Source organism: Acinetobacter sp. BIGb0102, from assembly GCF_003815055.1.
Taxonomy (GTDB): Bacteria; Pseudomonadota; Gammaproteobacteria; order Pseudomonadales; family Moraxellaceae; genus Acinetobacter; species Acinetobacter vivianii.
The window spans coordinates 16,806-40,159 of the sequence record NZ_RKQE01000006.1; the positions used below are offsets into that span (position 1 = coordinate 16,806).

Here is a 23,354-nt window from a genome sequence, read left to right on the forward strand (position 1 = left end):
GCATTAACAGGATTGAAATGTATGAATAAGAAAATATTATTACCTTTTGCAGTATCTACGCTTGCACTAATGTTACATGGTTGTGGTGGTGAAAGTTCCAAGATTAATGAGGATCCAACCAAAGGTGTTGAAGGTGTCACTTCAAATACCAGTTGTAATGTGAAAGAAGATACATGCTTACAGTTTGTACTGGATTATCCGATCGCAGGGCTTAATTTTGATTGTAGCTCAGATAAATTCAATCATTTTTCAACAAAAATGGAAGGCAATCTTGCTACGGGTGCCTGTAAGTTAGGAGATACGATTACTTTCTATCTTCAAGGTGAGACCAGCGCCCGCAAAATTAATTTAGGTTCAGTGCAATTAGATAAGATTACCAAACTTAAAACAGCCGCTTATTCCCGTATTCGTATCATTGATTTAGCAATGGGCCTAACTGGAAAAACCCCAGCAAGTGTAAGTGAAGATGACGAAACTATACGTGTGGCAATGGCGCTCATTAAAATTCTTCAGAGTCAGGGTGTTGCTGACAAACGTAATGTGATTGGTGATATTCAGCAAATTGAATTCACAAAGGAAAAGAAAAATACGCTTGCGGAAATATCTCAGGATGTTGGTGTAAATGAACTCAGTAGCGGGGCATATGCAGAGATTCTGAAACCTTGGCTGGATGTGAGTGAAATTACGGATGAACAAGCCTTTGCTCTGGTTACTCAATTACTGAATTTAAGTCAGGTTGGGGTATGGTATGCGGAGTTACCTCTATTTAAAGCTGGAAGTAATGGCGCTGTCATCGAAACGCCAAATGAAGGAAGTGGCGTATTCCCAGATGGTCTGTTTGGATGTAACAGAGACCTTTATACAGACTGTCTGAATGCTACAGATGGAAAAGGGGCGAACTTACGTCATTTAATGGGGCGGTTTGAGTTACTTACAGATCGTCAAGGTTATATTCTCGGCTATGGTCAACAATGGCGAGGTAACCCGATTATCACCAATAATGTCGTCGCTCCACCACTTGCATTAATTGGGAGCGCTAAACCAGAGAAAATGGAGGTTCAGGCACAAAAAAACTGGTTTAATGTAATTAATCAAGAGATTAACCCTGAACAGCCTTTGCGATTTATGTTGAATAATAATGCCTCAGAGGATTTGTTAATCACACAAGGTAAATTGATTAATGGAACCAATATCGCGAGTACAGAAGCTGTTTATCGTCAACTCACCAAAGCGAAGAGTACAGATCCCTTTACAAATGCAAAAGATCTGGGTTTATGGCAGCAAAAGATTGACGGTTTAACATATAAAGGTGTAACCGATATCTTTAAGTTTAACTCGGCAAGTTACCTAGCAAAAGATGTGTTTACGACAGAAGCCAACGTTCAATCTCAACAACGTTACGTATTTCCGCTCTATGCAACCCTGACGTTTAGATTTCAGGATGCCAGCATTGCTCCTGTTGATTTGGGTATTTTGATTGATGAACGTGGTGATATCCGAACCGATATCAAAAAAGATGCAACCGCAACAGATATGTCAGGTAATTGTGCCAAAGCTGAACCTCAGGCAGATGGTACGTATTTAGATGAGTTTGGTGTAACACAATATCGAATTGGTACAACGGGTGGTGCAAACTCTTCAAGTAATGACAAATCCGTAACTGTTCGTATGATTTTCTCAAATCCGAAATTTGGTGTACTTGAGGGGATTTTACTTGGTTTAAACTTTACATCTCTAAATAACAAACAAAATATTAGTGGTGCAAAAATCAATGTGTATAACTTGTTGAATGGCGAAGCAAATGGAATTAACTTGACCAACTTCTCTGATAAAACAGTTTCATGGTTGAATACGCATGCAGTTTATCTGACGTCTTATATCACCATCTATGATCATAAAGACACAGATAAGAGTAAATTGATCGCACCAACAGATGCAGAGCGTGCCATCGCTAAGCGTTATACGGGTACCGCAAGTATTAAGGTTGCAGATCAAAAAATTCCAGCGTGTAATGCAATCAAGATAAAATCTTGATTGGCAGCAAAATAAAAAAGACCGCATAAATGCGGTCTTTTTTATTTATCCCGTATGGTCCAGACGTGTACCGAGCGTTTCTAAATGTGTTGGAAAATGTCCACTTTTACGGTCAGCAAAATAATGTCGTAGAGTTTGCTCTACACTTGGGAAAGCCAGTTCTTTCCATGGAATTTCATGTTCTTCAAATAAGCGGCATTCGATACTTTCTTCACCCGCACCGAACTGTCCTTGTTTTAATAAAGCTTTAAAGAGTACGTAGATCTGTCCGATACGCGGGATATTGTACATGCAATAGAGTTGTTCGATTTCAACTTCGGCTTCAGCTTCTTCTCTGGTTTCGCGTGCTGCACCTTGTTCCATGGTTTCAAATAATTCCATGTAACCCGCAGGTAAAGTCCAGAGACCATAACGTGGTTCAATGGCTCGACGGCACAGTAAAACTTTATCATCCCACAGGGCTAATGCACCGCAAATGACTTTGGGATTTTCATAATGGATGTTGCCACAATGTGTGCAGACCAATCGTGATTTATGATCACCAAGTGGAATTTTTGCTTCAGTTTGATGTCCACACGCAACGCAAAAGCTCATAGTTATCATCAGCCGTAGAGATAACTCAGCATAACCGAATTTTTATGACTTCGCATCATGATCTATGATTGCAGCTAAAAATTCGGCTATGATGCTGATTAAGGAAAATGAGAACAAGAGATAATTGAGATGGAAGAACCATCGTTAATCGCACTTTTACAACAACGGTTACGTTTTTCCAAACGAATCCAGCAGGCGGATGCTGCTGTATTAATTGCGATTACACAAGAAAGTCAGCCTAAAGTTTTGCTCACGCGTCGTTCGATGCAGTTGTCTCAACATGCAGGAGAGGTTTCCTTTCCCGGTGGCAAACGTGATCCGAGCGATACCAGTAATATTGTTGTGGCGTTGCGAGAAGCGCAAGAGGAAACGGCACTGAATCCTTTCGATGTCAAACTGTTGGGTGATCTGCCGATTCAGCGGGCACGCAGTGGCTTGTCTGTTAAGCCGATCGTGGGGCTGATTCCTGCTCAAGTGGATCTGGTGGCGCAACCGACCGAAATTGATCGGATTTTCTTTGTCCCATTACAAGAACTCATCGATGCACCTCCTTTACCTTACGAAGTTCGCTTGGCTCGACAATCGTTATATTTCCCGAGTATGCAAGTGGATAGTGAAGTGGTGTGGGGGCTGACTGCGCGTATGTTGGTGTCTTTATTTCAATATGGATTGGGCTATCAAAAAAGCTGGCCTTTTCTCGTGAATCCCCCGCACTTTGGGATTGCAAAGTTCTAATTTTTTAAGAGTTTTTTTATCATGATGTATACCTATCAGGGATTGAGTCCAAAAGCTTTACATGAACCTTGGGATGGCTGGGTTGCGCCAACAGCGACAGTCATTGGTCAAGCAGAACTTGGTCGGCAAGTGAGTATCTGGTTTGGCGCAGTGGTTCGTGCTGACAATTGTGTGATACGGATTGGGGATTTCTCGAATATTCAGGAAAATGCCGTGTTGCATACTGATGCTGGTATTGAATTGACTATTGGCGAATATGTGACGGTTGGACATAAGGTCATGTTACATGGTTGTACCATTGGTGATAATTCGCTGATTGGTATGAATGCGGTTATTTTGAATAACGCCGTGATTGGTAAGAATTGCATTATTGGTGCCAATGCGCTGATTCCAGAAGGAAAGGTTATTCCAGATAATTCTGTAGTGATGGGGTCTCCCGGAAAAGTAGTGAAAACACTGGATGAACAAGGGGCTGCACGTTTGCGTTTAAGTGCCTTGCATTATGCAGAGCATTATAAAAACTTCTTAAATCTGGAACCTTTTACTTTTTAACGCCTATTTAAAAATGAAGTCGTGATATTGCCAAGTTTATGCTTGGCTTTTTATTGAGATAAAAAAGCCAAGAACTCGCCTATCGCGTTTGAGTGGAGTATGATACTCGACGTTTTTTATCTCTTTTGGGCTAAGGTTTTTGCATGAAGTTGCTGGCATTGGAAACTGCAAATGAGCAGTGTTCTGTTTCATTAATTGATGATACTCAAGAACTCTATTTTCAGTTGGATGATCGGCCGAAAGCACAAACGCAAACAATTTTGCCTTTAACCGAGCAAGCCTTATTACAAACCCAAACTCAACTTGCTGATTTGGCAGCAATTGCGTTTAGTCGCGGCCCCGGTTCATTTAGTGGGGTACGTATTAATGCCGCCGTTGCACAGGCTTTGGCTTGGTCACAGGATTTACCCGTGATTCCAGTTTCTAGTTTGCAGGCCTTGGCGCAAGCTGCTTATCGTGTTACGGGTTTAACGCAAGTTACAGCTGTACTCGACGCACGCATGCAGGAAGTTTATATCGCCAACTTCTGTCTGGATGAGCAGGGTATGATGCAGGCGATGGATGAAGAAAAATTATTAAATTACGAACAAGCTTCTGCATATTGCAAATTTAAGCCGATTGGTTCGGGTTCAGAATTAATTAAGCCAACTGGAATAGACTCCGCTGAGGTTTCCATTCAAAACACGGCACTGGTACAGATTAAGGCAACAGCACAAGATATTGCTGTGATTGCCAGAAGCTATGCGGCACAGCAAAAATGGGTCGATGCTGAACATGCGCTGCCTGTGTATTTACGTGATGATGCATGGAAAAAAATTCCAGAACAAGGTAAGGCGAATTAAGGTTAATTATGGATCTTTTATTGCTATTTAAAGCAGCAATTATGGGCTTGGTTGAGGGGATTACCGAGTTCCTGCCCATTTCAAGTACAGGACATCTCATTTTATCAGGGCAACTTCTTGATTTCTGGACGATTGAAAAAAGAGATATGTTTGCTGTTGCCGTGCAGATTGGGGCAATTGCCGCGGTTATTTATGAATATTGGGGTAAATTGTGGGGAGCGCTGATTGGCGCGCTCACTGGACAAGAGCAGGGTCGCCGTCTGAGTCTGAACCTGATCATCGCGTCTATTCCCATCGTAATTATTGGCCTGACTTTTGGTGATGTGGTCAAAGCCTATTTATTTAATGCGATTACCGTTGCGATTGCCTTGATTGTCGGTGGTTTTATTATTCTATGGGCAGAACGTCGACCGCATCAGATCGTTACCAAAGAAGTGGATGATCTGAGTTTTAAACAGGCGACACTCATTGGTTTGATCCAGTGTCTGGCTTTGATTCCAGGGACTTCACGTTCAGGTTCAACCATTATTGGCTCATTATTTTTAGGTGTATCTCGTAAAGCCGCAGCCGAATTCTCATTTTTCTTGGGAATTCCTGTATTGATGGGTGCTGGCTTACTGGATATGTACAAGATGCGCCATGAATTGCATAGCAATGACATGATGGTCTTAGCCGTCGGTATTATTGTTGCTTTCATTTCTGCCTTGGTTGTCATCCGTGCCTTGATTCGCTATGTGTCTAAGCATGACTTCACGGCATTTGCGTATTATCGAATTGTATTTGGTTTATTTATCTTGGCGACGTGGTGGACAGGTTGGGTGCATTGGTAATGCAGATGGAGTGTTGGTATCAAACGGAATATGAACAAGCATTTCAGCAATTGAAAAGCCGTTTGGCTGAATTGAATGTTCAGTTGAATGGTCAAGTTGTTGAAAAGATTAATGCCCGTTTTTTACGTTTGAATCCTGAAATGGCTTTGGTCATCGATAGCGATGGGCTTAGCCTTGCTGCCAACGGGATGAAAATGCAACCTGACTGGCGTGCCGAGATTCCCCGTTTAAAAAGAGCCAGCTTAAAATCAGAGATGATTGCCAGAGCATGCCAACTGGGTGAAAAGCCAAGCTTGATCGATGCAACTGCTGGTTTAGGTCATGACAGTTTACTGATGGCTTATTTGGGAGCCGATGTACGACTGGTTGAGCGACATCCGATCCTGTTTGTGTTGCTGGAATATACCAAAGCACAGGCCGAGCAAGATCCGTTTTTACAGTCGTTCATGTCGCGTATTGAACTGATCTATGCGGATTCTAATAGCTATTTACAGCAACTTGTCCAGCAGGGTGAGCAGGTCGATGTTGTGTATCTTGATCCCATGTTTCCGCAACGTGATCAGAACCAGCAAGCAGTAAAGAAACAGGCGCAGGTCAAGAAGCAAATGCAGTTATTACACATGTTGTTGCCTGAAGATGGGGAAATGGATCTTGGGGATCAACTCTTGCATTTGGCCAACCAGATCGCGAAACGGGTAATTGTGAAACGACCACGACATGCGGTTTATCTGGCGGATCAAACCCCTGATCACCAATGGTTAGGTGATGCTTGTCGTTTTGATGCATATTTTCCAAAAGGTTAACTTTAAATCAGATTCAAATGATTGTTTGGCTTGCGTCAATGCTCGGTAAAGATTTGTGATATAGTGCAAAAGCATGATTGCTAAAAAATTCTTGTCGAGCTTACACTACAGTCACGCATTGCGTCTTTTAGGAAAAGTACTGCACATTCAATCATTAGAATGGCATATTTTCAGTTTAGGCTTGAAAAGAGAAACTCCCGAAGAATTTTATGATAGACCTCAAACCGTCCATTAATCTCTGGCATGATTTTAAAAGTAACCAAATTGCTGGAATGTGGTTGTTCCTCGGGTCTCGCCGTTCCTTACAGGTTGTTCATCCTTCTATTACCCAACTGATTCTCTGGGGCATCCTCGGTGGCTGTACCAACTCGCTTTATAGCTGGTTGGTGGCGGGTCAAATGGGGGAGTTCAATGCTCAAGGTTTGATTGGCTACGCACTTTGGCCTTTTATTGCCCTTATTGTCGGTATTTTTCTTTCACAACGGATGAATCAGCCGCGTTTGATGCTGGTGCCTGCATTACTGTGGTTGGTGCTTGATACCAATATTCTGCTTTTGCAATGCATCATTCAGTATCTTGGTTCAAATGGTTATCTGAACTTTATTCCTGACAGTATCTATAATGGTTTCCTGCCGCCACTGTTTGTTGGTCTATTTGTCTGGCAAAGTCTGGCTGTAATTTGGGTCTTTTCACGTGCTTTGAACTGGCCTTGGTGGGAGCGGGCGCTGGTTTTTGTGGCAACGATTGCGACCATGGTGGTGTGGCAGCTTTCAGTAAAGGATCAGCCGATCTGGAAAGTGGAACAGACCCCGCCAAGTTTTGCCGAAGATGCCTTCTATGCGCAAAGCCATTTGCTCGATAAAGCACTGGATCAGATTCAATATGGCGATATTGCACAAAGCCACTGGTATTTTATGGGTGTGGCTGGTGATAGCTATGTGGATGTATTCAAATCGGAAATTGAACGTATAAGAGAACAGTTTGATACGCGGTTTGGAACCTTTGGGCGTTCGATTATGCTGATTAACAATCCAGCCACGCGTTTAGAAGTGCCAATCGCATCGAAAACCAGTATGGAGTTGGCTTTACGCCGTATTGGTCAGCAAATGAATCGTGATAGCGATGTGTTGTTTCTATACATGACATCGCATGGTGAGCGTAATCATTTTGAAATTGAAAATGCACCTCTTAATCTGGATCAGGTAGATCCAAAATGGTTAAGAGAAACGCTAGATAAATCTGGAATTCGCTGGCGTGTTATTGTGATTTCAGCGTGTTACTCAGGTAGTTTTATTCCCGCTTTACAATCACCAGATACTTTAATTATTACTGCTTCTGCGGCAGACAAAACTTCTTTTGGCTGTAATAACGAAGCAGACTATACTTATTTTGGTCGGGCGTTTTTTGATCTGGCGATGCGCGAACAATATTCCATGAAAAAAGCGTTTGAGCAGGCTAAGCAGACCGTGACCAAGTGGGAAGTGGCACAAGGTGTTGAACCATCTGAACCGCAATGGTCGATCGGTCGTAATATGGAACTGATGCTGCCACAGCTTGAACCGTATCTGTTCCCGACACAAAATATTGCATCTACAGACATTACAAAAACACAGGATGATGAACATGCAGCTACTGCAAAAAAACCGTTGTTTTGAGGGTGAGCAACGTATTTATCAACTTGAGTCTCAACATCTTAAAGGCAGCACCAAAGTGGGTGTCTATTTGCCACCTGCGGCATTGGAAGGCAAAGCGTGTTCAGTCTTGTTTTATCTTGCAGGCTTAACCTGTACCGAAGAAACCTTTGCGATTAAAGCCCATGCACAACGGATGGCGGCTCGACTCAGCCTGATTTTAATTACACCTGATACTTCTCCGCGTGGTGAAGGTGTTGCGCAAGGCGATCATTGGGATATTGGACAGGGAGCTGGCTTTTATATTAATGCGACCCAGCAACCTTGGGCTGAGCATTATCAAATGGAGTCTTATCTGGTTGATGAACTCTATACGCATGTTTTACAAGCGTTTCCTGTGGCTAAAAACCAGATCGGAATTTTTGGACACTCAATGGGTGGACATGGCGCGTTGACCTTAGCCTTTAAATATCCTGACCAATTCAAATCGGTTTCGGCTTTTGCGCCGATTTGTGCGCCAAGTATTTGCCCGTGGGGTGAAAAGGCATTTAGCCAATATCTTGGCACTGATCAGCAGCAATGGACGGCACATGATGCGACCGCGCTGGTGCAGCAGAAAGGTGGATTATTTGAAGAAATCCTGATTGATCAAGGACTGGATGACCAGTTTTTTGCTCAGTTGAATCCTGAAAAATTTAAACAAGCCTGTCTGGAAGCTGAGCAACCGCTCACTTTGCGTCTACACAAAGGCTATGATCATGGCTATTACTTTATTCAAAGTTTTATCGATGATCACCTACAGTTTCATGCCATTCAGCTTGAAAAAGTAGCGGGATAAAAAAAGAAGCTCATTTGAGCTTCTTTTTAATTGTGCTGCCATTCAGCCACAAATTCCTGCTGTGCCATACGGTTTAAATGATTGATCACCACTTGTTCGAGATGTGCGACATCATCTTGCTGGTTTTCAATCAGCACCGCCAAATGCTGTTCATACGGTGTGAGGGTGACGGTTGCAGTAGGCATGAAGATTTTTGTCTCTGTTTCCGTTTCTGCAACTTCAAACTTATGCTTCCAGTGATTGAGCAAACGTTTACTAATACGTTTTCCTTCAGTCGTCGTGATATTTGTGCTGCTATTCATGTTGCTTTTCTTCCTCTAATTTCATTGACTAACATAGCAAAGCGCAGGCGAGATAAAAATAGTCCAGATGCAACGCGTTGTTGCAAGTTTGCAATGCTTGAATAATGACTTTGTAACAGCCCTAAGTGTGCTGAATTTGTTATAATCGTTTCATCATTTTTCTCAGAGTTTGCCAGGTCATCCATGTCCAAGCCTTATTTGATTGCTCCTTCGATTTTATCTGCTGATTTTGCGCGTTTAGGTGAAGAGGTAGAAAAAGTTCTAGCTGCAGGTGCAGACGTTGTACATTTTGATGTGATGGATAACCACTATGTACCAAACCTTACTTTTGGTGCAGGGGTATGTAAGGCACTGAAAAATTACGGTATCAAAGCACCTATCGATGTGCATCTGATGGTTTCACCTGTGGATCGCATGATTGGTGATTTTATTGAAGCGGGTGCAGAAATTATTACCTTCCACCCAGAAGCAACGGATCACATTGACCGTTCTTTGCAATTGATCAAGGCGGGTGGTGCAAAAGCAGGCTTAGTATTTAACCCGGCAACACCATTGCATTATCTTGATTACGTGCTGGATAAAGTCGACCAGATTTTATTGATGAGCGTAAACCCAGGCTTTGGCGGTCAGAAATTTATCCCAATGACTTTGGATAAATTACGTCAGGCGCGTCAAATTATTGATGCCAGCGGTCGTGATATCCGCCTCGAAGTTGATGGTGGTGTTGGCCCAGCAAATATTCGTGAGATTGCAGAAGCGGGTGCGGATATGTTCGTGGCTGGATCGGCAATTTTTGGTCAACCAGATTATAAAGCGGTGATTGATCAAATGCGTGCAGAGCTGGCTCAAGTTAGTGCAACAGAAGTTTAGTGTTTTCATCCTATTTTTCACATAAGCTTGTGGATAACTTTGTTTATAACTGGGTGGATAACCATGTTGATAAGCAGGTGGATAAGATGTTGTTAAAATAAACAAAATGATTTCAGCTGTTTATATTCACAGCAAAAAAACGAAAAAAGGACAATTTTTTGTCCTTTTTTTATGCGCTAACTTATTTATTTTGCACTATTTTTGCGCGGTGGGCTTAAAGGTTTGAATAGGCCAAGAAAACAGCGAAATCATGCTGTTGTTGAATATAATGATAAGAATTTAAACAGTGAGATCATTGTGCATAAAGCAGAAAGAAATTATGCTAGGCATATTCAATTACCTGAATTGATGGAAACAAGGAACCTTTAGTGCAATTTCGCAAGCAATACAGACATTTGTGGTTTGTATTCCTGATGATTTTTTTCATTGGGGGAAGCAGTGCGGCCGTTGCAGCAGTTCAAGAGGTTCATTCTCATCATTCATCTACTGTTTCAACCTTATCATGTCATGATCAGCAAATGATGCAACATCATCCTGCGCAAAGCTCACATGCAGATCGCATGAGTCTCGGTCAATGTCATGATGGGCAAATGCAGGATCATCTGCATTGTCAGGATTGTAATAGTACATCACATTGTCAAAGCATCAATTTCGCTTTAGATCAAAATACGCCAAGCCTTTCTGCTTCGCCATTTTTAGAGCTGAGTACGTATATCAATACGGACTACCAAGCTCGGCATCTTGCTGGCTATTGGCAAGAGATTTTACGCCCTCCTAGAACCTGATCTGTCTTTGCAGGCTCTTTCGCTTTGTGAAAAGGGAAGTGAGCATTTTTAAAGTTAACAGATTAGGAAATCATCATGTCCTCAAAAATATATGCTGGTGTTGTCGCTAGCCTAAGCTTATTGTTCGCACCTTATAGTGTGGCAGCAATTAAAGAATATCATCTCAATATTAATCAGGGCACTGTCAATGTGACAGGTAAATCCGTACAACGTATCACCGTGAATGGGAAATTTATTGCGCCGCTGCTTGAATTTGAGGAGGGGGATGAAGCTGTCATTCACGTTCATAACCAGCTCAAAGATCAAGATACTTCTTTACATTGGCATGGTCTGCTTTTACCCGGACTCATGGATGGTGTACCAGGCTTTAACGGTTTCAAAGGTATTAAGCCGAATGGCAGTTTTGAGTACCGTTTTAAGGTTCGCCAAAATGGCACTTACTGGTATCACGCGCACAGCAAGGGGCAGGAACAGGATGGTTTATATGGCCCTTTGGTGATTTATCCAAAAGGCAAGCAGCCTGTCGCAGCACATGAAAAAGCTGAACGTGATTATGTGGTGATGTTGTCTGATTTCCATGAAGCTGAAAGTGACAAGATCATGGCAAATCTGAAGAAATCAGCCGAGTATTATCAGAACCAGCGTGAAACAGTCGGTGATGTCTGGAAACAGTTCAAGCAACAAGGGTTGAAAGCAACTTGGCAAGATCGCTCGATGTGGAACCAGATGCGCATGCTGAAAACGGATTTATCCGATGTCACGGGTTATACCTTTTTGGTGAATGGGCAGACGCCACAGCAAAACTGGACAGGTGCTTTTAAGACGGGTGAAAAGGTACGTTTGCGTTTTATCAATGCATCGGCGATGTCATTTTTTGATGTACGTATTCCTAACCTAAAAATGACCGTGGTCAGTGCTGATGGACAGCCAGTAAAGCCTGTTCCTGTAGATGAGTTCCGTATTGGTACGGCAGAAACTTATGATGTGTTGGTCGAACCGAAACAGGCACATTATCAAATTGAAGCAGAGTCGATTGATCGCTCTGGTTTTGCCATTGCCTCATTGCAGAATGAAATGGTGACCACTCCGACGAGTGTTCAGATTCCAAAAGCACGTCCACGTGCCTTATTAACCATGGAAGACATGGGGATGGATCATGGTTCGCATGGTCAAATGAAAATGGGCGAAATGGATCATAGTCAGCACCAGATGCCACTGGAAAAAACGAAGACTGCAACGAACTCGCAATCAACCATGGATCACAGCGCGCATACGCAAATGAACATGAGCAAGATGGATCATGGCCAACATCAGACTGCTCAGGACAAACAGGCCGATGCCTCTAAACAACATGCAGGCATGGATCATGGTTCACATGAAAATATGGACATGTCGCAAATGGATCATAGTGCCCATGCACAGATGAACATCAAAGAGATGGAGCATCGCCAGCATCAGATGAAGGACTCTTCTGAAAAAGAAAGCACTCATACTGTACAAGGCTGGGCTAATGCTGCAACCCCAGCAGGTCAGAAAGCCTTAACGTATGCTGATCTGCAATCTTTGCAACCCCAGCCAGAAAAATATAGCCGTCCAGCAGAACGTGAAGTGGTGATTCGTCTGGGTGGGACGATGGAACGTTATATCTGGACCATTGATGGCAAGAAGTTTAGTGATCCTGACTTTAAGCCTTTAACGGTGCGTTATGGTGAGCGTATCCGCCTGAAATTTGTCAATGACAGTATGATGGCGCATCCGATGCATTTACATGGCATGTTTATGCAACTGGAAAATGGTCAGGCACCACAGGACATGCCAAATAAACATACAGTGATTGTACCGCCTGGCAAGACGGTAACAGCTTTGTTGACTGCGGATGAATTAGGTGAATGGGCAATCCATTGTCACCTGTTATATCACATGAGCGCAGGCATGATGAGTAAGCTGATTGTTGCCAATGTAGACGATTCAAAAACTCCAGTTCAAGCCCCTGTTCAATCATCTCAAGGAGCGAGCCATGCACATCACTAAGCAAGTTTCTAAAATGAAACGATATACACAATTATTGGCAATCGGTGGCATGGTTTCTTCGTTGAGTGGACTAGCTTATGCGCACGAAGGGCATGACGCCATGATGCAAATGGAGATGCCTGCACAACAGAATATGCCAGTGGCTGCTTCATCTACGATGGATCATTCACAGCATCAACATCAGATAACAGTTCAGCAACCGCCTGAAACACAACATGGGCAGCACGACCATACCCGTGAACATGGTGGGCAAATCTATCAATCGACTCAGTTAGATAGCGCATGGATGCTAAATGAAGATGGCAAGGGTACGCTTAAGTCTAAATTAAAAACTTGGGTGGGTAGTGATGAAAATAAATTGTTTATCAATGCCGATTATGCCAAGGCAGAGTCTGAAAAATCGGAGCAACGTATTGCGGCGCTGTATAGCCGTAATATTTCAGATTTTTGGGATGTCCAAGCTGGTGTAAATTACCGTTATAACGCTGAGCAGCAAGTCGATAAGGAACAGTTTGAGGCTGTCGTGGGTTTACATGGCATGGCTCAATACTTCTTCGAAACTGATGCACATCTCTATGCGGGACAGGATCAGCAATGGCGCTTTGTGCTGGAAACAGAACGTGATTTCTTGCTCACACAGAAGTTGATTATGCAGCCTTATCTGGAAATGGAATGGGTGCTGCGAGATGAATCCAAGTACGCCGCCAAAACAGGGCTTGCCGATGCAGAAGTGGGGATTAAAACCCGATATGAAATTGTGAAGAATCGTGTGATGCCTTTTATTGATGTGGCTTATGGCTATAACAAGGGGCGCAAGGCGACTGACTGGCAAGAAGCCACTGATTCTGAAACAGGTTGGATCTATGGTGCAGGACTTACGCTAAAGTTTTGATATTTTGTTTAAAATGTCATTTTTTCAAGATACTGTTGGTTTATACTAACAGTATCTTTTTTGAGTCATTCATGGTGCATAAATGGCTTTAGAACAACAAGACAATCCAATAAGAGATAAAAATACTCACGCTACTCCGTCGGGCGAAAAGCCGCAGCGCGTCTCTACTTCTCAGCTTGAACTGATTCCACTTGATGGCAGCATGTACGTCAGTTTTTATCATATTCCTGATATGAGGAGTGATGTAGAACAACAACGGGTAAGGCAAGCCCTCATTCCTTTTTCGGAACTGCTCATTGAACACTGCATTGATGTCGATGCCCGTCATTTGGCGCTTTATCATCAAGATCCAATTGAGGCTGTTACTGTGGCTTTAATGCGCTTAAATCTGGGTGCTGAACTACAACAAACCATGCCGCATTATGAACCTTTGGAACTTGCAACAGCCAAGAAAAAGACACATGCAGGTCAATTGAACCCTTCAAATGAAACTGCTTTAAACCAGTTGCAACAGTTTTTATCCAAGCTTATTGAACGTTTCGAACAATGGTTAAAAGTCTTACGAAAGAAATAGGATGAGTCGCTGATCATGGCTAAAAATTTCATTTAAGTTGATACATAACACAGCACATCATGGTTTATTTTACAGTACACTGCTGGGCTTAGGAGGACGACCTCCCTCGAAAGAATCACGTTGGGACGACCCAACCCTTGATAAAGTTGAGCGTAATAAAATGGCGTGGGCAATTTTAGTTTTGGCAGGTATTTTTGAAGTGATCTGGGCATACTCGATGAAGTTGTCTGAAGGATTCACCAAGTTAACGCCAAGTATCATAACGATTGTTTTCATGGTGTTAAGTGTAGTGTTGCTGTCGATGTCAATGCGTACACTTCCGCTGGGAACGGCATATACCATCTGGACCGGGATTGGTGCGATTGGATCTTTTATTGTCGGGATTATGGTGTTAAACGAGCCAATGACTGCGATGCGGATGATTGCAGCGGTTTTGATCGTATCAGGTTTGATGTTGATGAAGCTCTCATCAAATTAATGGTTTAAGGAGAACATGATGCAACTGGTTTATATGTATATGGATTCGCCTGTTGGCGCATTAAAGCTGGTTGCACATGATCAGGCATTGGTTGCGGTGATGTGGGATAACGAAGATCATAAACGGATTCGTTTAGCTGAGTTGGTTGAAGATCGCCAGCATCCAATGTTGCATAAAGTGAAACAACAATTAGAAGAATATTTTGCAGGGCAACGTCAGCAATTTGATTTGCCTCTGGATTTTCAGGGAACAGCCTTTCAGCAACAGGTTTGGCAAGCATTATTGAATATTCCTTATGGGGAAACGCGAAGTTATAAGGAGATTGCCGTTCAGTTAGGGAATGAAAAAGCAGTGCGTGCGGTGGGTGCTGCCAATGGCAAGAATCCGATTTCGATTATTGCGCCGTGTCATCGGGTGATTGGTTCGAGTGGGGCATTGGTGGGTTTTGCGGGTGGTCTGGATAAGAAGCAGATTTTACTCAGTTTAGAGCAAAGCCAAATTCCATAATCCGTATTGTTAATACTCGATTTTCATTTCTTTTTGGAATAAGCTACCAAAGCAGATATGAATCAACATATTTTATGACTTGAACTGTAAATAAATTACTGACGAGGCGGTATCTTGTCGGGTGTAATTCAATTATAGGAATAACCTTCGGTTGGAGTTACTTTGGTTTCGCCCAAAGTAACCAAAGGCATTGTCATCTACAAAACCTGTTCACTTATGGCATTTGTTTTTATCTATCGTAGAAACGAGATATTACAGATACTACGCAGGTTGTAGATGACCTTTCCGAGTCTCATATGTAGGGTGTGGATTCATTTTCTTTTTCATAACAAATTGAATGGAAGTTTAAAAATGGCTGTTGGTGACGTAACAATGCCACTTATGCATGTGGTGCAGGGTGTAAAAATTGGCTCAACTGAGGCGTATGTACGTTATCCAAATCGACGAGATTTAGTCATTTTTGAATTTGCTGAAGGATCAAAGGTTGCCGGGGTATTTACCCAAAGCGCTTTTGCGGCTGCGCCGGTTCAATTGAGTAAAAAGCATTTAGCAGAAAATACCCCACGTTACCTGATCATCAATACGGGTAATGCCAATGCAGCAACAGGTACAGTCGGTTATAAAAATGCAGAAGCCACATGTGCGAAGTTGGCTGAATTAACTGGTGTGCAAACCAACCAGATTTTACCGTTTTCAACAGGTGTAATTGGTGAACAATTGCCGATTGAACGCTTGGTTCAAGGCATTCAGCCTGCATTAAATGAGTTAAATGCAGATCGTTGGGCTGAAGCGGCATCTGGCATCATGACCACGGACACCACACCGAAAGGCGCATCTGAGCAGTTCGAACTGGATGGCGTAACTTATACCATGACAGGCATCAGTAAAGGTGCGGGTATGATCCGTCCAAATATGGCGACCATGTTGAGCTTTGTTGCAACCGATGCACCGATTAGCCAAGAACTGGTACAGCGTTTATTGCAAACTACGGTTGAGCATTCATTTAACCGTATCACGATTGATGGCGATACATCGACCAATGACTCTTGTATCTTTGTGGCTACAGGTTTGGCCGGTGGCATAGAAATCCAGCGTCAGGATGATGCTCGTTATCCCCAAGTTCTTGCCGTGCTTGCACGTATCATGGATCGTCTGGCGCAATTAATCGTACGTGATGGTGAAGGTGCAACCAAATTCATCACGGTTCAGGTTGAGGGCGGGGCAAATACGCAAGAGTGTTGTGATGTGGCGTATAGCGTTGCAGAGTCACCACTTATTAAAACTGCATTATTTGCTTCAGATCCAAACTGGGGACGTATTGTAATGGCAATTGGTAAGGCGGGTGTGCCGAATCTGGACAGCAGCAAGGTTCAAGTCTGGTTGGGTGATGTGCAAATCTGTCTGGATGGTGGCGCAAATCCTGAATATACTGAAGAAGCGGGCGCTGCGGTGATGGCTGAAAAAGAAATTACCATTCGTATTGATCTTGGTCGTGGTACGGCAAAAGACACGGTTTATACCTGTGACTTTTCTTATGACTATGTAAAAATTAATGCCGATTATCGCTCATAAATTTGCGTTATAATGAAGCCTCCACAGTGGGGCTTTTTTTATAAGCTGGTTTGTGGACAGTGTGATTCTCAACAAATAATCACCCAGACACCCACGTTATAGGTTTGCAGTAATGCAAGCACGCAGGATAGAGAAGACGTTTTATGAATGATGCGAATTTAATTGCGAACGAAGCCAAAAATATTGTGCAGGCGCATTTAGATCGTTTGGGTGAGCCAAAGGACAATAGCCTTAGCCCAGAAGTGAAACAAGAAAAGTTCGCTCAAATCGCAGCAGAGCTTAAAAAACGTAATGCTGTGCTTGTGGCGCACTATTACTGTGATCCAGAAGTACAAGAGCTTGCTGAACTGACAGGTGGTTGTGTTTCTGACTCATTGGAAATGGCGCGTTTTGGTCGTGATCATCCTGCGACAACATTAGTGGTGGCTGGTGTGAAGTTTATGGGGGAAACCTCAAAAATCTTATCACCTGAGAAAACAGTATTAATGCCGACTTTGGAAGCAACGTGCTCACTTGACTTGGGCTGTCCAGTGGATGAGTTCGCTGCATTCTGTGATCAACATCCTGATCATACTGTAGTGGTTTATGCCAACACTTCAGCAGCAGTGAAAGCACGTGCGGATTGGGTGGTGACTTCAAGCTGTGCAGTTGAGATCATTGAACATCTCGATAGTTTAGGTGAAAAAATTATTTGGGCACCCGATCAGCATCTAGGTCGCTATATCCAGAAGAAAACTGGCGCTGACATGTTGCTATGGGATGGTGCGTGTATCGTACATGAAGAGTTCCGTGCCCGTGGCATTACGCAAATGAAAGCGCTTTATCCAGATGCAGCGGTTTTGGTGCATCCTGAGTCACCTGAATCGGTGGTGGATATTGCAGATGCAGTGGGAAGCACTTCGCAACTGATCAAAGCAGCCCAGACTCTACCGCATAAGCAAATGATCGTGGCAACCGACCGTGGTATTTTCTATAAAATGCAACAAGCAGTGCCAGATAAAGAATTATTTGAAGCACCAACCGCAGGTGAGGGGGCAACTTGTCGTTCATGTGCACATTGTCCGTGGATGGCAATGAACGAACTTGATGGAATTTTGCATGTCTTGCAGCATGCTGATCAAGAAATACACGTTGATCCTGCTTTGGCAGAACGCGCTAAATTGCCTTTAGATCGAATGTTGAACTTTAGTGCTTCATTAAAGCGTTAAAAAGCATCAAGATGCTTGTTAAATATACATTTGGTAAGGATTTTTAATATTTTTGAAAAATAGGTGTTGACGTTCCAGAGCGTCGCGCCTAGAATGCACACCGTACCGCACGATGTGCGATACACTAAAAGCTGAGAAATCGGAGCATAGCACAGCCTGGTAGTGCACCTGGTTTGGGACCAGGGGGTCGTAGGTTCGAATCCTACTGCTCCGACCATTTAAAATAGTGTTGTAAAACATTAGTTTAAGATCGGCGAAGTATCGCTTGATATTATTATCATCGTTATGCGCCTGTAGCTCAGTTGGATAGAGCATCCGCCTTCTAAGCGGATGGTCACAGGTTCGAATCCTGTCAGGCGCGCCATTTGGTCGCTTGGTACATAGAACTAAATTTTGATGGTGGATGTAGCTCAGTTGGTAGAGCCCTGGATTGTGATTCCAGTTGTCGCGGGTTCGAATCCCGTCATTCACCCCAATTTCGGAGCATAGCACAGCCTGGTAGTGCACCTGGTTTGGGACCAGGGGGTCGTAGGTTCGAATCCTACTGCTCCGACCATCATCTTAAAGATGAGATAAAATACCGCTAATTTAGCGGTTTTTTTACGTCTAGATTTTTTTATTTATAATTATAAATACTTGAGTATTCATTGGGGGTATACCTTCGGTGATGTGAAAATTTACGATAATTTGCTCATTAATAAGATTGCTTGTAGTTGACTCAATACTAGTTGTATCCGAACTACATAGCTGTACTTGAGACTAATGATCGGTAAGGTAGTTGGATAGCCCCCAAGTCATTTTGCTACTCGCCATTTCTTAAAGGAAGTTATGATCATTAGTCATGCAACTTTTTTATTAATGATTTCATTTTCTTAGTTTGTAAATTATAGTGAGTTATTGAAAAAATTTAATAATTAAAGTGGGAGGTATTGACCTAATTTATTTAAAAGAGTGGGTTAAAATGATGGCTTGGATATTGGGATTAATCTATTATTAAAAATCTAAAATAAAAAAAGAGACAATCACAATGAGTAATATAAGTTATGTCTTTATCAGCTTATTAGGAGGGGCAATTGTTCCTTTACAGCTGGCTATGGTGAATGTCTTTCGGAATACAAGTGGTGCTTCTCAAATTCAATCGACATTTGTGCTTTATATGGGGGGTGCAATTGCTTCATTGATCATTGCTTTAATTGTTGATGGTGGTATTAAACCTCCATCATATCAGCAAGTATCTTGGTGGATGTGGTTACCAGGCTTCCTTGGTTCTCTTTATATTCTTTGCATGTTCCTTGCAGCACCCCAAATCGGGGCTACGAATACACTACTATGGATTTTCTTGGGACAGATGTTTTTTGCAACTATTATTGATAATACTGGATTCTTAGGGATGCAGATTAGAAAAATAGATGGATTAAAATTATTAGGTCTATTGTTTATATTATTAGGTGGTTTGATTTTGATTTATAATGAATATAGACATATAAATAATTAAAAAATTTATTTTAATTGTTGTGTGTAATTTTAAAAAAATATTTATATGGTTTTAATTAAAAATCAGTAGAGAGGTTTTTGATTTCTATATGGTTTTTGTTTAATGTTGCTATGGATTAAATGTAAATTTGGTGGGTATTTAGTTTTCACTGCTATGAATGAGCATTTAGCCAAACAATATTTCTTTAAATGGCTGTATGTTTCCAAACCAAGCACAAGGTACAATAAAAATTGAGTATATTTTGATAAGTCCATATGGGATATTTATCAATGCAACAAAAAGAATTCGTTATCGCATAGAGAAAGAAGTGCTGGAGCCTTCCTGGAAAACAGGTCGACAGCATGTGGAATACTTAAAACAGAAAAAGCTGGAGAAAGAATCTTTTTCCTGATTTTGAATACTGGCAATTTACTTCATGTGATTTGCGCGATTTTACGCTTGTGGTTTGATCGAGATCACGTTAACTTGCATTTGATGTATTAACTTGTTTATACAACGATAACAGTATTGAAATGCCATGTTCGGCATACTATTGCCGCTTTTTAAAAAGAAAAAACAGAGTATAGAGATGACACAAACAGCTTTTGATTTTGTAATTATAGGTGGTGGTTCAGCAGGTTCGGTGCTGGCTGGACGATTAACAGAGAATCCTAATATTTCGGTATGTTTATTAGAAGCGGGCGGAGAGGGTAATAGCTGGCTTGTGAATACACCTGCCGCTGCTGTCATCAGTATTCCCACTAAAATTAATAACTGGGCTTTTGAAACGATTCCACAAAAAGGCCTGAATGACCGTAAAGGTTATCAACCGCGTGGTAAATGTTTGGGTGGAAGTTCTGCGGTCAATGCTATGGTCTATATTCGCGGGCATCGTAGTGACTATGATCACTGGGCAGCATTAGGCAATACCGGCTGGTCGTATGAAGAGGTGCTACCTTATTTCAAAAAATCAGAGCATAACGAACGTATCCATAATGAATATCACGGTCAACATGGCCCCTTAAATGTCAGTGAGTTATATTCAGATAACCCTTATCAGAAAACTTTCATCGAAGCGGCAAAACAGGTTGGTTATCCATTGAATGATGATTTCAATGGCGCTGAACAAGAAGGCTTAGGTGTTTATCAGGTCACCCAAAAAAAGGGCGAACGCTGGAGTGCTGCGCGTGGTTATTTATTCCCTTATTTAGGAAAACGTCCGAATCTGCATGTGGTTACGCAAGCCAAAGTTTCACGAATTGTGATTGAAAATGGTCGTGCGGTTGGAGTGGAATATAAACATAAAGGGCAAACCACGATTGTCAAAGCCAACAAGGAAGTCTTGTTGTCGGCAGGGGCATTCCAGTCGCCGCATATCCTGATGCTTTCGGGTATTGGCCCACGTCAGGAGCTGGAAAAGCATGATATTCCCGTAGTTAAAGAACTTGCGGGAGTGGGTGAGAACCTGCATGACCATCCGGACTTTATCTTTGCTTATAAAACCAAGCTGATGGATGGCACTTTTGGCGTCTCAATGGGCGGTAGTCTGGATCTGTTTAAGCAGATTGGACTGTACCGTAAAGATCGCCGTGGTCTGCTCACCACGAACTATGCAGAGTGTGGTGGCTTCTTAAAGAGCCGCCCTGAGCTAGATAAACCGAACTTGCAATTACACTTTGTGATCGCCGTGGTGGATAATCATGCCCGTACCATGCATATGGGGCACGGGATTTCATGTCACGTCTGTTTGTTGAATCCACGCGCACGTGGTTCAGTCAAACTCAGCGGTAAGCATGTAGATGATCCATTACTCATCGACTTTAAATTCCTTGAAGATGAACAGGATCTTCAAGATATGGTGGATGGTTATAAAGTCACGCAAAAATTGATGCAGGCACCCGCTTTACAAGACAAAATCAAAGAAGATATGTTCACGGCCAATGTAAAAACGGATGACGAAATCCGTGAGGTTTTACGTCAGCGTGTCGATACGGTTTATCATCCCGTTGGCAGTTGTAAAATGGGCGTAGATGATATGGCGGTGGTTGATCCTGAACTTAAAGTGTATGGCGTTGAAGGACTGCGAGTCATTGATGCGTCTATTATGCCAACGGTGGTCAATGGCAATACTAATGCACCTACAATCATGATTGCAGAGAAAGCGGTAGATATGATTCGGCAGGCTTGGAAGTAATTTCTAAGTTGTGGGAGCTAAGGTATTTACCTTAGCTCTTTTTATTTGGGGGTGATGTTTTGAATAGGAATTGAATAAAAATATAATTTTCCAGAGCTTTGTGAAAATGATTGAAACAGTGCTTATGCATGTTGTTTTGAGCAAAAGAATCATCTGAAATTACAATATAAGTTGGAGCTGACCTTATTTATTCAAGATATTTATATTTCGGTCATAGGTTTTGACAATTATCCTTGTCAGGATTAAGGAAAGTGTTGTTTGCTCATTTCCTCAGCCCATCAGAACAAGCTGAAAAGTGAATAACTGGAATAAAACAAAAAAGGAATATCCTATGAAATCTCTGGTCTGTCATAACGCTCAACTGCAACTTGAAGATTCGCTTGAACTGATTCCAGCCAAAGGGCAGGTCTTACTGGAAGTGGTGCGTTGCGGGATCTGCGGTTCGGATTTGCATATGCAACATCACTGTGACCACATGCATGATTTGGCAGCACGAGTTGGTTTTAATGGCGTGGCAAAATCTTCCGATAAACTGGTCTTTGGTCATGAATTTTGTGGCAAGGTCTTGGATTATGGTCCTAAAACACGTCGGAAATTGAAAGCGGATACCTTGGTTTGCGCCATGCCTTTATTAAATGTTGATCCACAGGGTTATGTTCCGACGGGTTTGTCACCAACTGCTTCAGGAGGCTATGCAGAGCAGGTTCTGGTGCAATCCAGTTTGATGTTTGCAGTGCCGAATGGTTTGGATGCGGATCGTGCAGCATTAACTGAGCCAATGGCAGTGGCTTTACATGCAGTACGTCGTAGCCGAATCAAGAAAAATGAACCTGCCATCGTGATCGGTTGTGGTCCTGTGGGTTTGGGCGTGATTATTATGCTGAAAGCGGCAGGCGTTAAAACCGTGATTGCCAGTGATTTTTCACCAAATCGTCGTCGTCTGGCTGAACAATGTGGCGCAGATATCTTGATTGATCCTAAACAGCAATCTCCATTTAGTAACTGGAAAGAGCTGGGCTTACTGGGCAATGTTTCTGAAGCAATTAATATGGGAATGGGGCTTTTTGATAAGGTTCAAACCTACTCATTACCGTGGGTCAATGCCATGCGAGTGGGGGATAAACTTGGAGTGTTACCAAAACGTCCCGTGATTTTTGAATGTGTGGGTGTGGCAGGGATCATGCAGCAGATTCTGGAAGGTGCACCGTTATTCTCACGTATTGTAGGCGTGGGGGTGTGCATGCAAAGCGATAAGATTGAACCCGCATTGGCGATCAATAAGGAGCTGGAAATCCAGTATGTGCTGGGTTATACACCACTTGAGTTTCGTGACACGCTGCATATGATTGCAGAAGGAAAAGTGGATTGTTCGCCATTGATCACGGGTGTGGTCGGGCTGGAAGGGGTGAGCAATGCCTTTGATGCGTTACGTGATCCAGAGCAACATGCCAAGATTCTGATTGATCCAAAACGTGCAGGATCAACGATTGAATTGATCAAGTCTTAATATCAATGTCTCGTCCTGAAATAGGTTGACACTTATTTCAAACAAACGCCTGATGCATTTCATTAGGCGTTTTGTATTTTAACGATAGATGAGGTCTACGA

General features: G+C 42.5%; 23 protein-coding genes, 4 tRNA genes and 3 pseudogenes. 26 read left to right on the forward strand and 4 right to left on the reverse strand.

What is annotated here, in order from left to right; all coding sequences use genetic code 11:
• The first annotated feature begins 21 nt into the window (after positions 1–21).
• Positions 22–2,034, forward strand: coding sequence for a hypothetical protein (locus tag EC846_RS02585; RefSeq protein ID WP_123774059.1), 2,013 nt, complete (start codon positions 22–24; stop codon positions 2,032–2,034).
• Between the two features lie 45 nt (positions 2,035–2,079).
• On the opposite strand, the gene EC846_RS02590 is transcribed toward EC846_RS02585, so the two are convergent.
• Positions 2,080–2,628 carry an NUDIX hydrolase gene (locus tag EC846_RS02590; RefSeq protein ID WP_123774061.1) on the reverse strand — a complete coding sequence of 183 codons (549 nt, stop codon included), beginning with the start codon at positions 2,626–2,628 and terminating at the stop codon, positions 2,080–2,082.
• Positions 2,629–2,757: 129 nt separating this feature from the next.
• Between EC846_RS02590 and EC846_RS02595 the strand changes: the two genes are divergently transcribed.
• From EC846_RS02595 to fghA, 7 genes are all read left to right on the forward strand, one after another.
• Positions 2,758–3,363: a CoA pyrophosphatase gene (locus EC846_RS02595; protein WP_005256117.1), complete on the forward strand. Its 606-nt coding sequence runs from the start codon at positions 2,758–2,760 to the stop codon at positions 3,361–3,363.
• A 24-nt stretch (positions 3,364–3,387) separates the two neighbouring features.
• On the forward strand, positions 3,388–3,915 hold the full coding sequence (locus tag EC846_RS02600; protein WP_171258965.1) for a gamma carbonic anhydrase family protein: 528 nt from the start codon (positions 3,388–3,390) through the stop codon (positions 3,913–3,915).
• A 143-nt stretch (positions 3,916–4,058) separates the two neighbouring features.
• Entirely contained in the window at positions 4,059–4,757 is a 699-nt protein-coding gene (tsaB, locus tag EC846_RS02605; protein ID WP_123774063.1) for a tRNA (adenosine(37)-N6)-threonylcarbamoyltransferase complex dimerization subunit type 1 TsaB, read from the forward strand.
• An 8-nt stretch (positions 4,758–4,765) separates the two neighbouring features.
• On the forward strand, positions 4,766–5,587 hold the full coding sequence (locus tag EC846_RS02610; RefSeq protein ID WP_005256121.1) for an undecaprenyl-diphosphate phosphatase: 822 nt from the start codon (positions 4,766–4,768) through the stop codon (positions 5,585–5,587).
• The gene (locus tag EC846_RS02615; RefSeq protein ID WP_123774065.1) at positions 5,587–6,390 is read left to right on the forward strand and encodes a class I SAM-dependent methyltransferase; all 804 of its coding nucleotides are present in this window, start codon (positions 5,587–5,589) and stop codon (positions 6,388–6,390) included. Before EC846_RS02610 ends, EC846_RS02615 begins: the two co-directional genes overlap by 1 nt.
• A gap of 209 nt (positions 6,391–6,599) precedes the next feature.
• Entirely contained in the window at positions 6,600–8,045 is a 1,446-nt protein-coding gene (locus tag EC846_RS02620) for a C13 family peptidase (protein WP_004774961.1), read from the forward strand.
• A complete protein-coding gene (gene fghA / locus EC846_RS02625; RefSeq protein WP_123774067.1) occupies positions 8,014–8,859 on the forward strand; it encodes an S-formylglutathione hydrolase in 846 nt (281 codons plus the stop codon). The genes EC846_RS02620 and fghA overlap by 32 nt, the downstream gene beginning before the upstream one ends.
• Positions 8,860–8,885: 26 nt before the next feature.
• On the opposite strand, the gene EC846_RS02630 is transcribed toward fghA, so the two are convergent.
• Together EC846_RS02630 and EC846_RS02635 are read right to left on the reverse strand one after the other, a co-directional pair.
• Positions 8,886–9,161 carry a DUF2218 domain-containing protein gene (locus tag EC846_RS02630; RefSeq protein WP_123774069.1) on the reverse strand — a complete coding sequence of 92 codons (276 nt, stop codon included), beginning with the start codon at positions 9,159–9,161 and terminating at the stop codon, positions 8,886–8,888.
• Positions 9,158–9,346: a hypothetical protein gene (locus EC846_RS02635; RefSeq protein ID WP_032863842.1), complete on the reverse strand. Its 189-nt coding sequence runs from the start codon at positions 9,344–9,346 to the stop codon at positions 9,158–9,160. Before EC846_RS02635 ends, EC846_RS02630 begins: the two co-directional genes overlap by 4 nt.
• On the opposite strand from EC846_RS02635, the gene rpe reads away from it, so the two are divergent.
• The 3 genes and pseudogenes from rpe to EC846_RS18590 form a co-directional block, all read left to right on the forward strand.
• Entirely contained in the window at positions 9,345–10,031 is a 687-nt protein-coding gene (rpe, locus tag EC846_RS02640; RefSeq protein WP_123774070.1) for a ribulose-phosphate 3-epimerase, read from the forward strand. The two genes, EC846_RS02635 and rpe, sit on opposite strands and share 2 nt — an antisense overlap.
• 368 nt (positions 10,032–10,399) lie before the next feature.
• On the forward strand, positions 10,400–10,816 hold the full coding sequence (locus EC846_RS02645; protein ID WP_123774071.1) for a hypothetical protein: 417 nt from the start codon (positions 10,400–10,402) through the stop codon (positions 10,814–10,816).
• Positions 10,817–10,891: 75 nt separating this feature from the next.
• Positions 10,892–11,785: pseudogene (locus tag EC846_RS18590) on the forward strand (multicopper oxidase domain-containing protein); the annotation flags it as partial.
• Between the two features lie 373 nt (positions 11,786–12,158).
• On the opposite strand, the gene EC846_RS18595 reads toward EC846_RS18590, so the two are convergent.
• Positions 12,159–12,236 (reverse strand): SWIM zinc finger family protein, encoded by a 78-nt coding sequence (locus EC846_RS18595; protein WP_416332306.1) that lies wholly within the window; start codon positions 12,234–12,236, stop codon positions 12,159–12,161.
• Positions 12,237–12,421: 185 nt separating this feature from the next.
• On the opposite strand from EC846_RS18595, the pseudogene EC846_RS18600 reads away from it, so the two are divergent.
• From EC846_RS18600 to EC846_RS02720, 15 genes and pseudogenes are all read left to right on the forward strand, one after another.
• Positions 12,422–12,847 (forward strand): annotated as a pseudogene (locus tag EC846_RS18600) (multicopper oxidase domain-containing protein); the annotation flags it as partial.
• Positions 12,834–13,739: a copper resistance protein B gene (locus tag EC846_RS02655; RefSeq protein ID WP_123774076.1), complete on the forward strand. Its 906-nt coding sequence runs from the start codon at positions 12,834–12,836 to the stop codon at positions 13,737–13,739. The pseudogene EC846_RS18600 and the gene EC846_RS02655, both read left to right, overlap by 14 nt.
• Positions 13,740–13,821: 82 nt before the next feature.
• Positions 13,822–14,313, forward strand: coding sequence for a cobalt transporter (locus EC846_RS02660; RefSeq protein ID WP_123774077.1), 492 nt, complete (start codon positions 13,822–13,824; stop codon positions 14,311–14,313).
• Positions 14,314–14,473: 160 nt separating this feature from the next.
• Positions 14,474–14,791 (forward strand): DMT family transporter, encoded by a 318-nt coding sequence (locus EC846_RS02665; protein ID WP_004774947.1) that lies wholly within the window; start codon positions 14,474–14,476, stop codon positions 14,789–14,791.
• An 18-nt stretch (positions 14,792–14,809) separates the two neighbouring features.
• Positions 14,810–15,298 carry a methylated-DNA--[protein]-cysteine S-methyltransferase gene (locus tag EC846_RS02670; protein ID WP_004774945.1) on the forward strand — a complete coding sequence of 163 codons (489 nt, stop codon included), beginning with the start codon at positions 14,810–14,812 and terminating at the stop codon, positions 15,296–15,298.
• Positions 15,299–15,649: 351 nt separating this feature from the next.
• On the forward strand, positions 15,650–16,870 hold the full coding sequence (gene argJ, locus EC846_RS02675; protein ID WP_123774079.1) for a bifunctional glutamate N-acetyltransferase/amino-acid acetyltransferase ArgJ: 1,221 nt from the start codon (positions 15,650–15,652) through the stop codon (positions 16,868–16,870).
• A gap of 143 nt (positions 16,871–17,013) precedes the next feature.
• Positions 17,014–18,078, forward strand: a complete 1,065-nt coding sequence (gene nadA, locus EC846_RS02680; protein WP_004774940.1) for a quinolinate synthase NadA — start codon at positions 17,014–17,016, stop codon at positions 18,076–18,078.
• A gap of 140 nt (positions 18,079–18,218) precedes the next feature.
• Positions 18,219–18,295: transfer RNA gene (locus tag EC846_RS02685), tRNA-Pro, on the forward strand.
• A gap of 70 nt (positions 18,296–18,365) precedes the next feature.
• Positions 18,366–18,442, forward strand: a tRNA-Arg gene (locus tag EC846_RS02690).
• A gap of 35 nt (positions 18,443–18,477) precedes the next feature.
• Positions 18,478–18,553 (forward strand) — tRNA-His (locus EC846_RS02695).
• A gap of 4 nt (positions 18,554–18,557) precedes the next feature.
• Positions 18,558–18,634, forward strand: a tRNA-Pro gene (locus tag EC846_RS02700).
• A 471-nt stretch (positions 18,635–19,105) separates the two neighbouring features.
• Positions 19,106–19,573 (forward strand): DMT family transporter, encoded by a 468-nt coding sequence (locus EC846_RS02705; RefSeq protein ID WP_123774081.1) that lies wholly within the window; start codon positions 19,106–19,108, stop codon positions 19,571–19,573.
• Between the two features lie 277 nt (positions 19,574–19,850).
• Positions 19,851–19,964 (forward strand): annotated as a pseudogene (locus EC846_RS18605) (NERD domain-containing protein); the annotation flags it as partial.
• A 177-nt stretch (positions 19,965–20,141) separates the two neighbouring features.
• Positions 20,142–21,746: a GMC family oxidoreductase gene (locus tag EC846_RS02715; RefSeq protein ID WP_123774083.1), complete on the forward strand. Its 1,605-nt coding sequence runs from the start codon at positions 20,142–20,144 to the stop codon at positions 21,744–21,746.
• A gap of 331 nt (positions 21,747–22,077) precedes the next feature.
• Positions 22,078–23,253, forward strand: coding sequence for a zinc-binding dehydrogenase (locus tag EC846_RS02720; protein ID WP_062846809.1), 1,176 nt, complete (start codon positions 22,078–22,080; stop codon positions 23,251–23,253).
• Positions 23,254–23,354 lie beyond the last annotated feature (101 nt).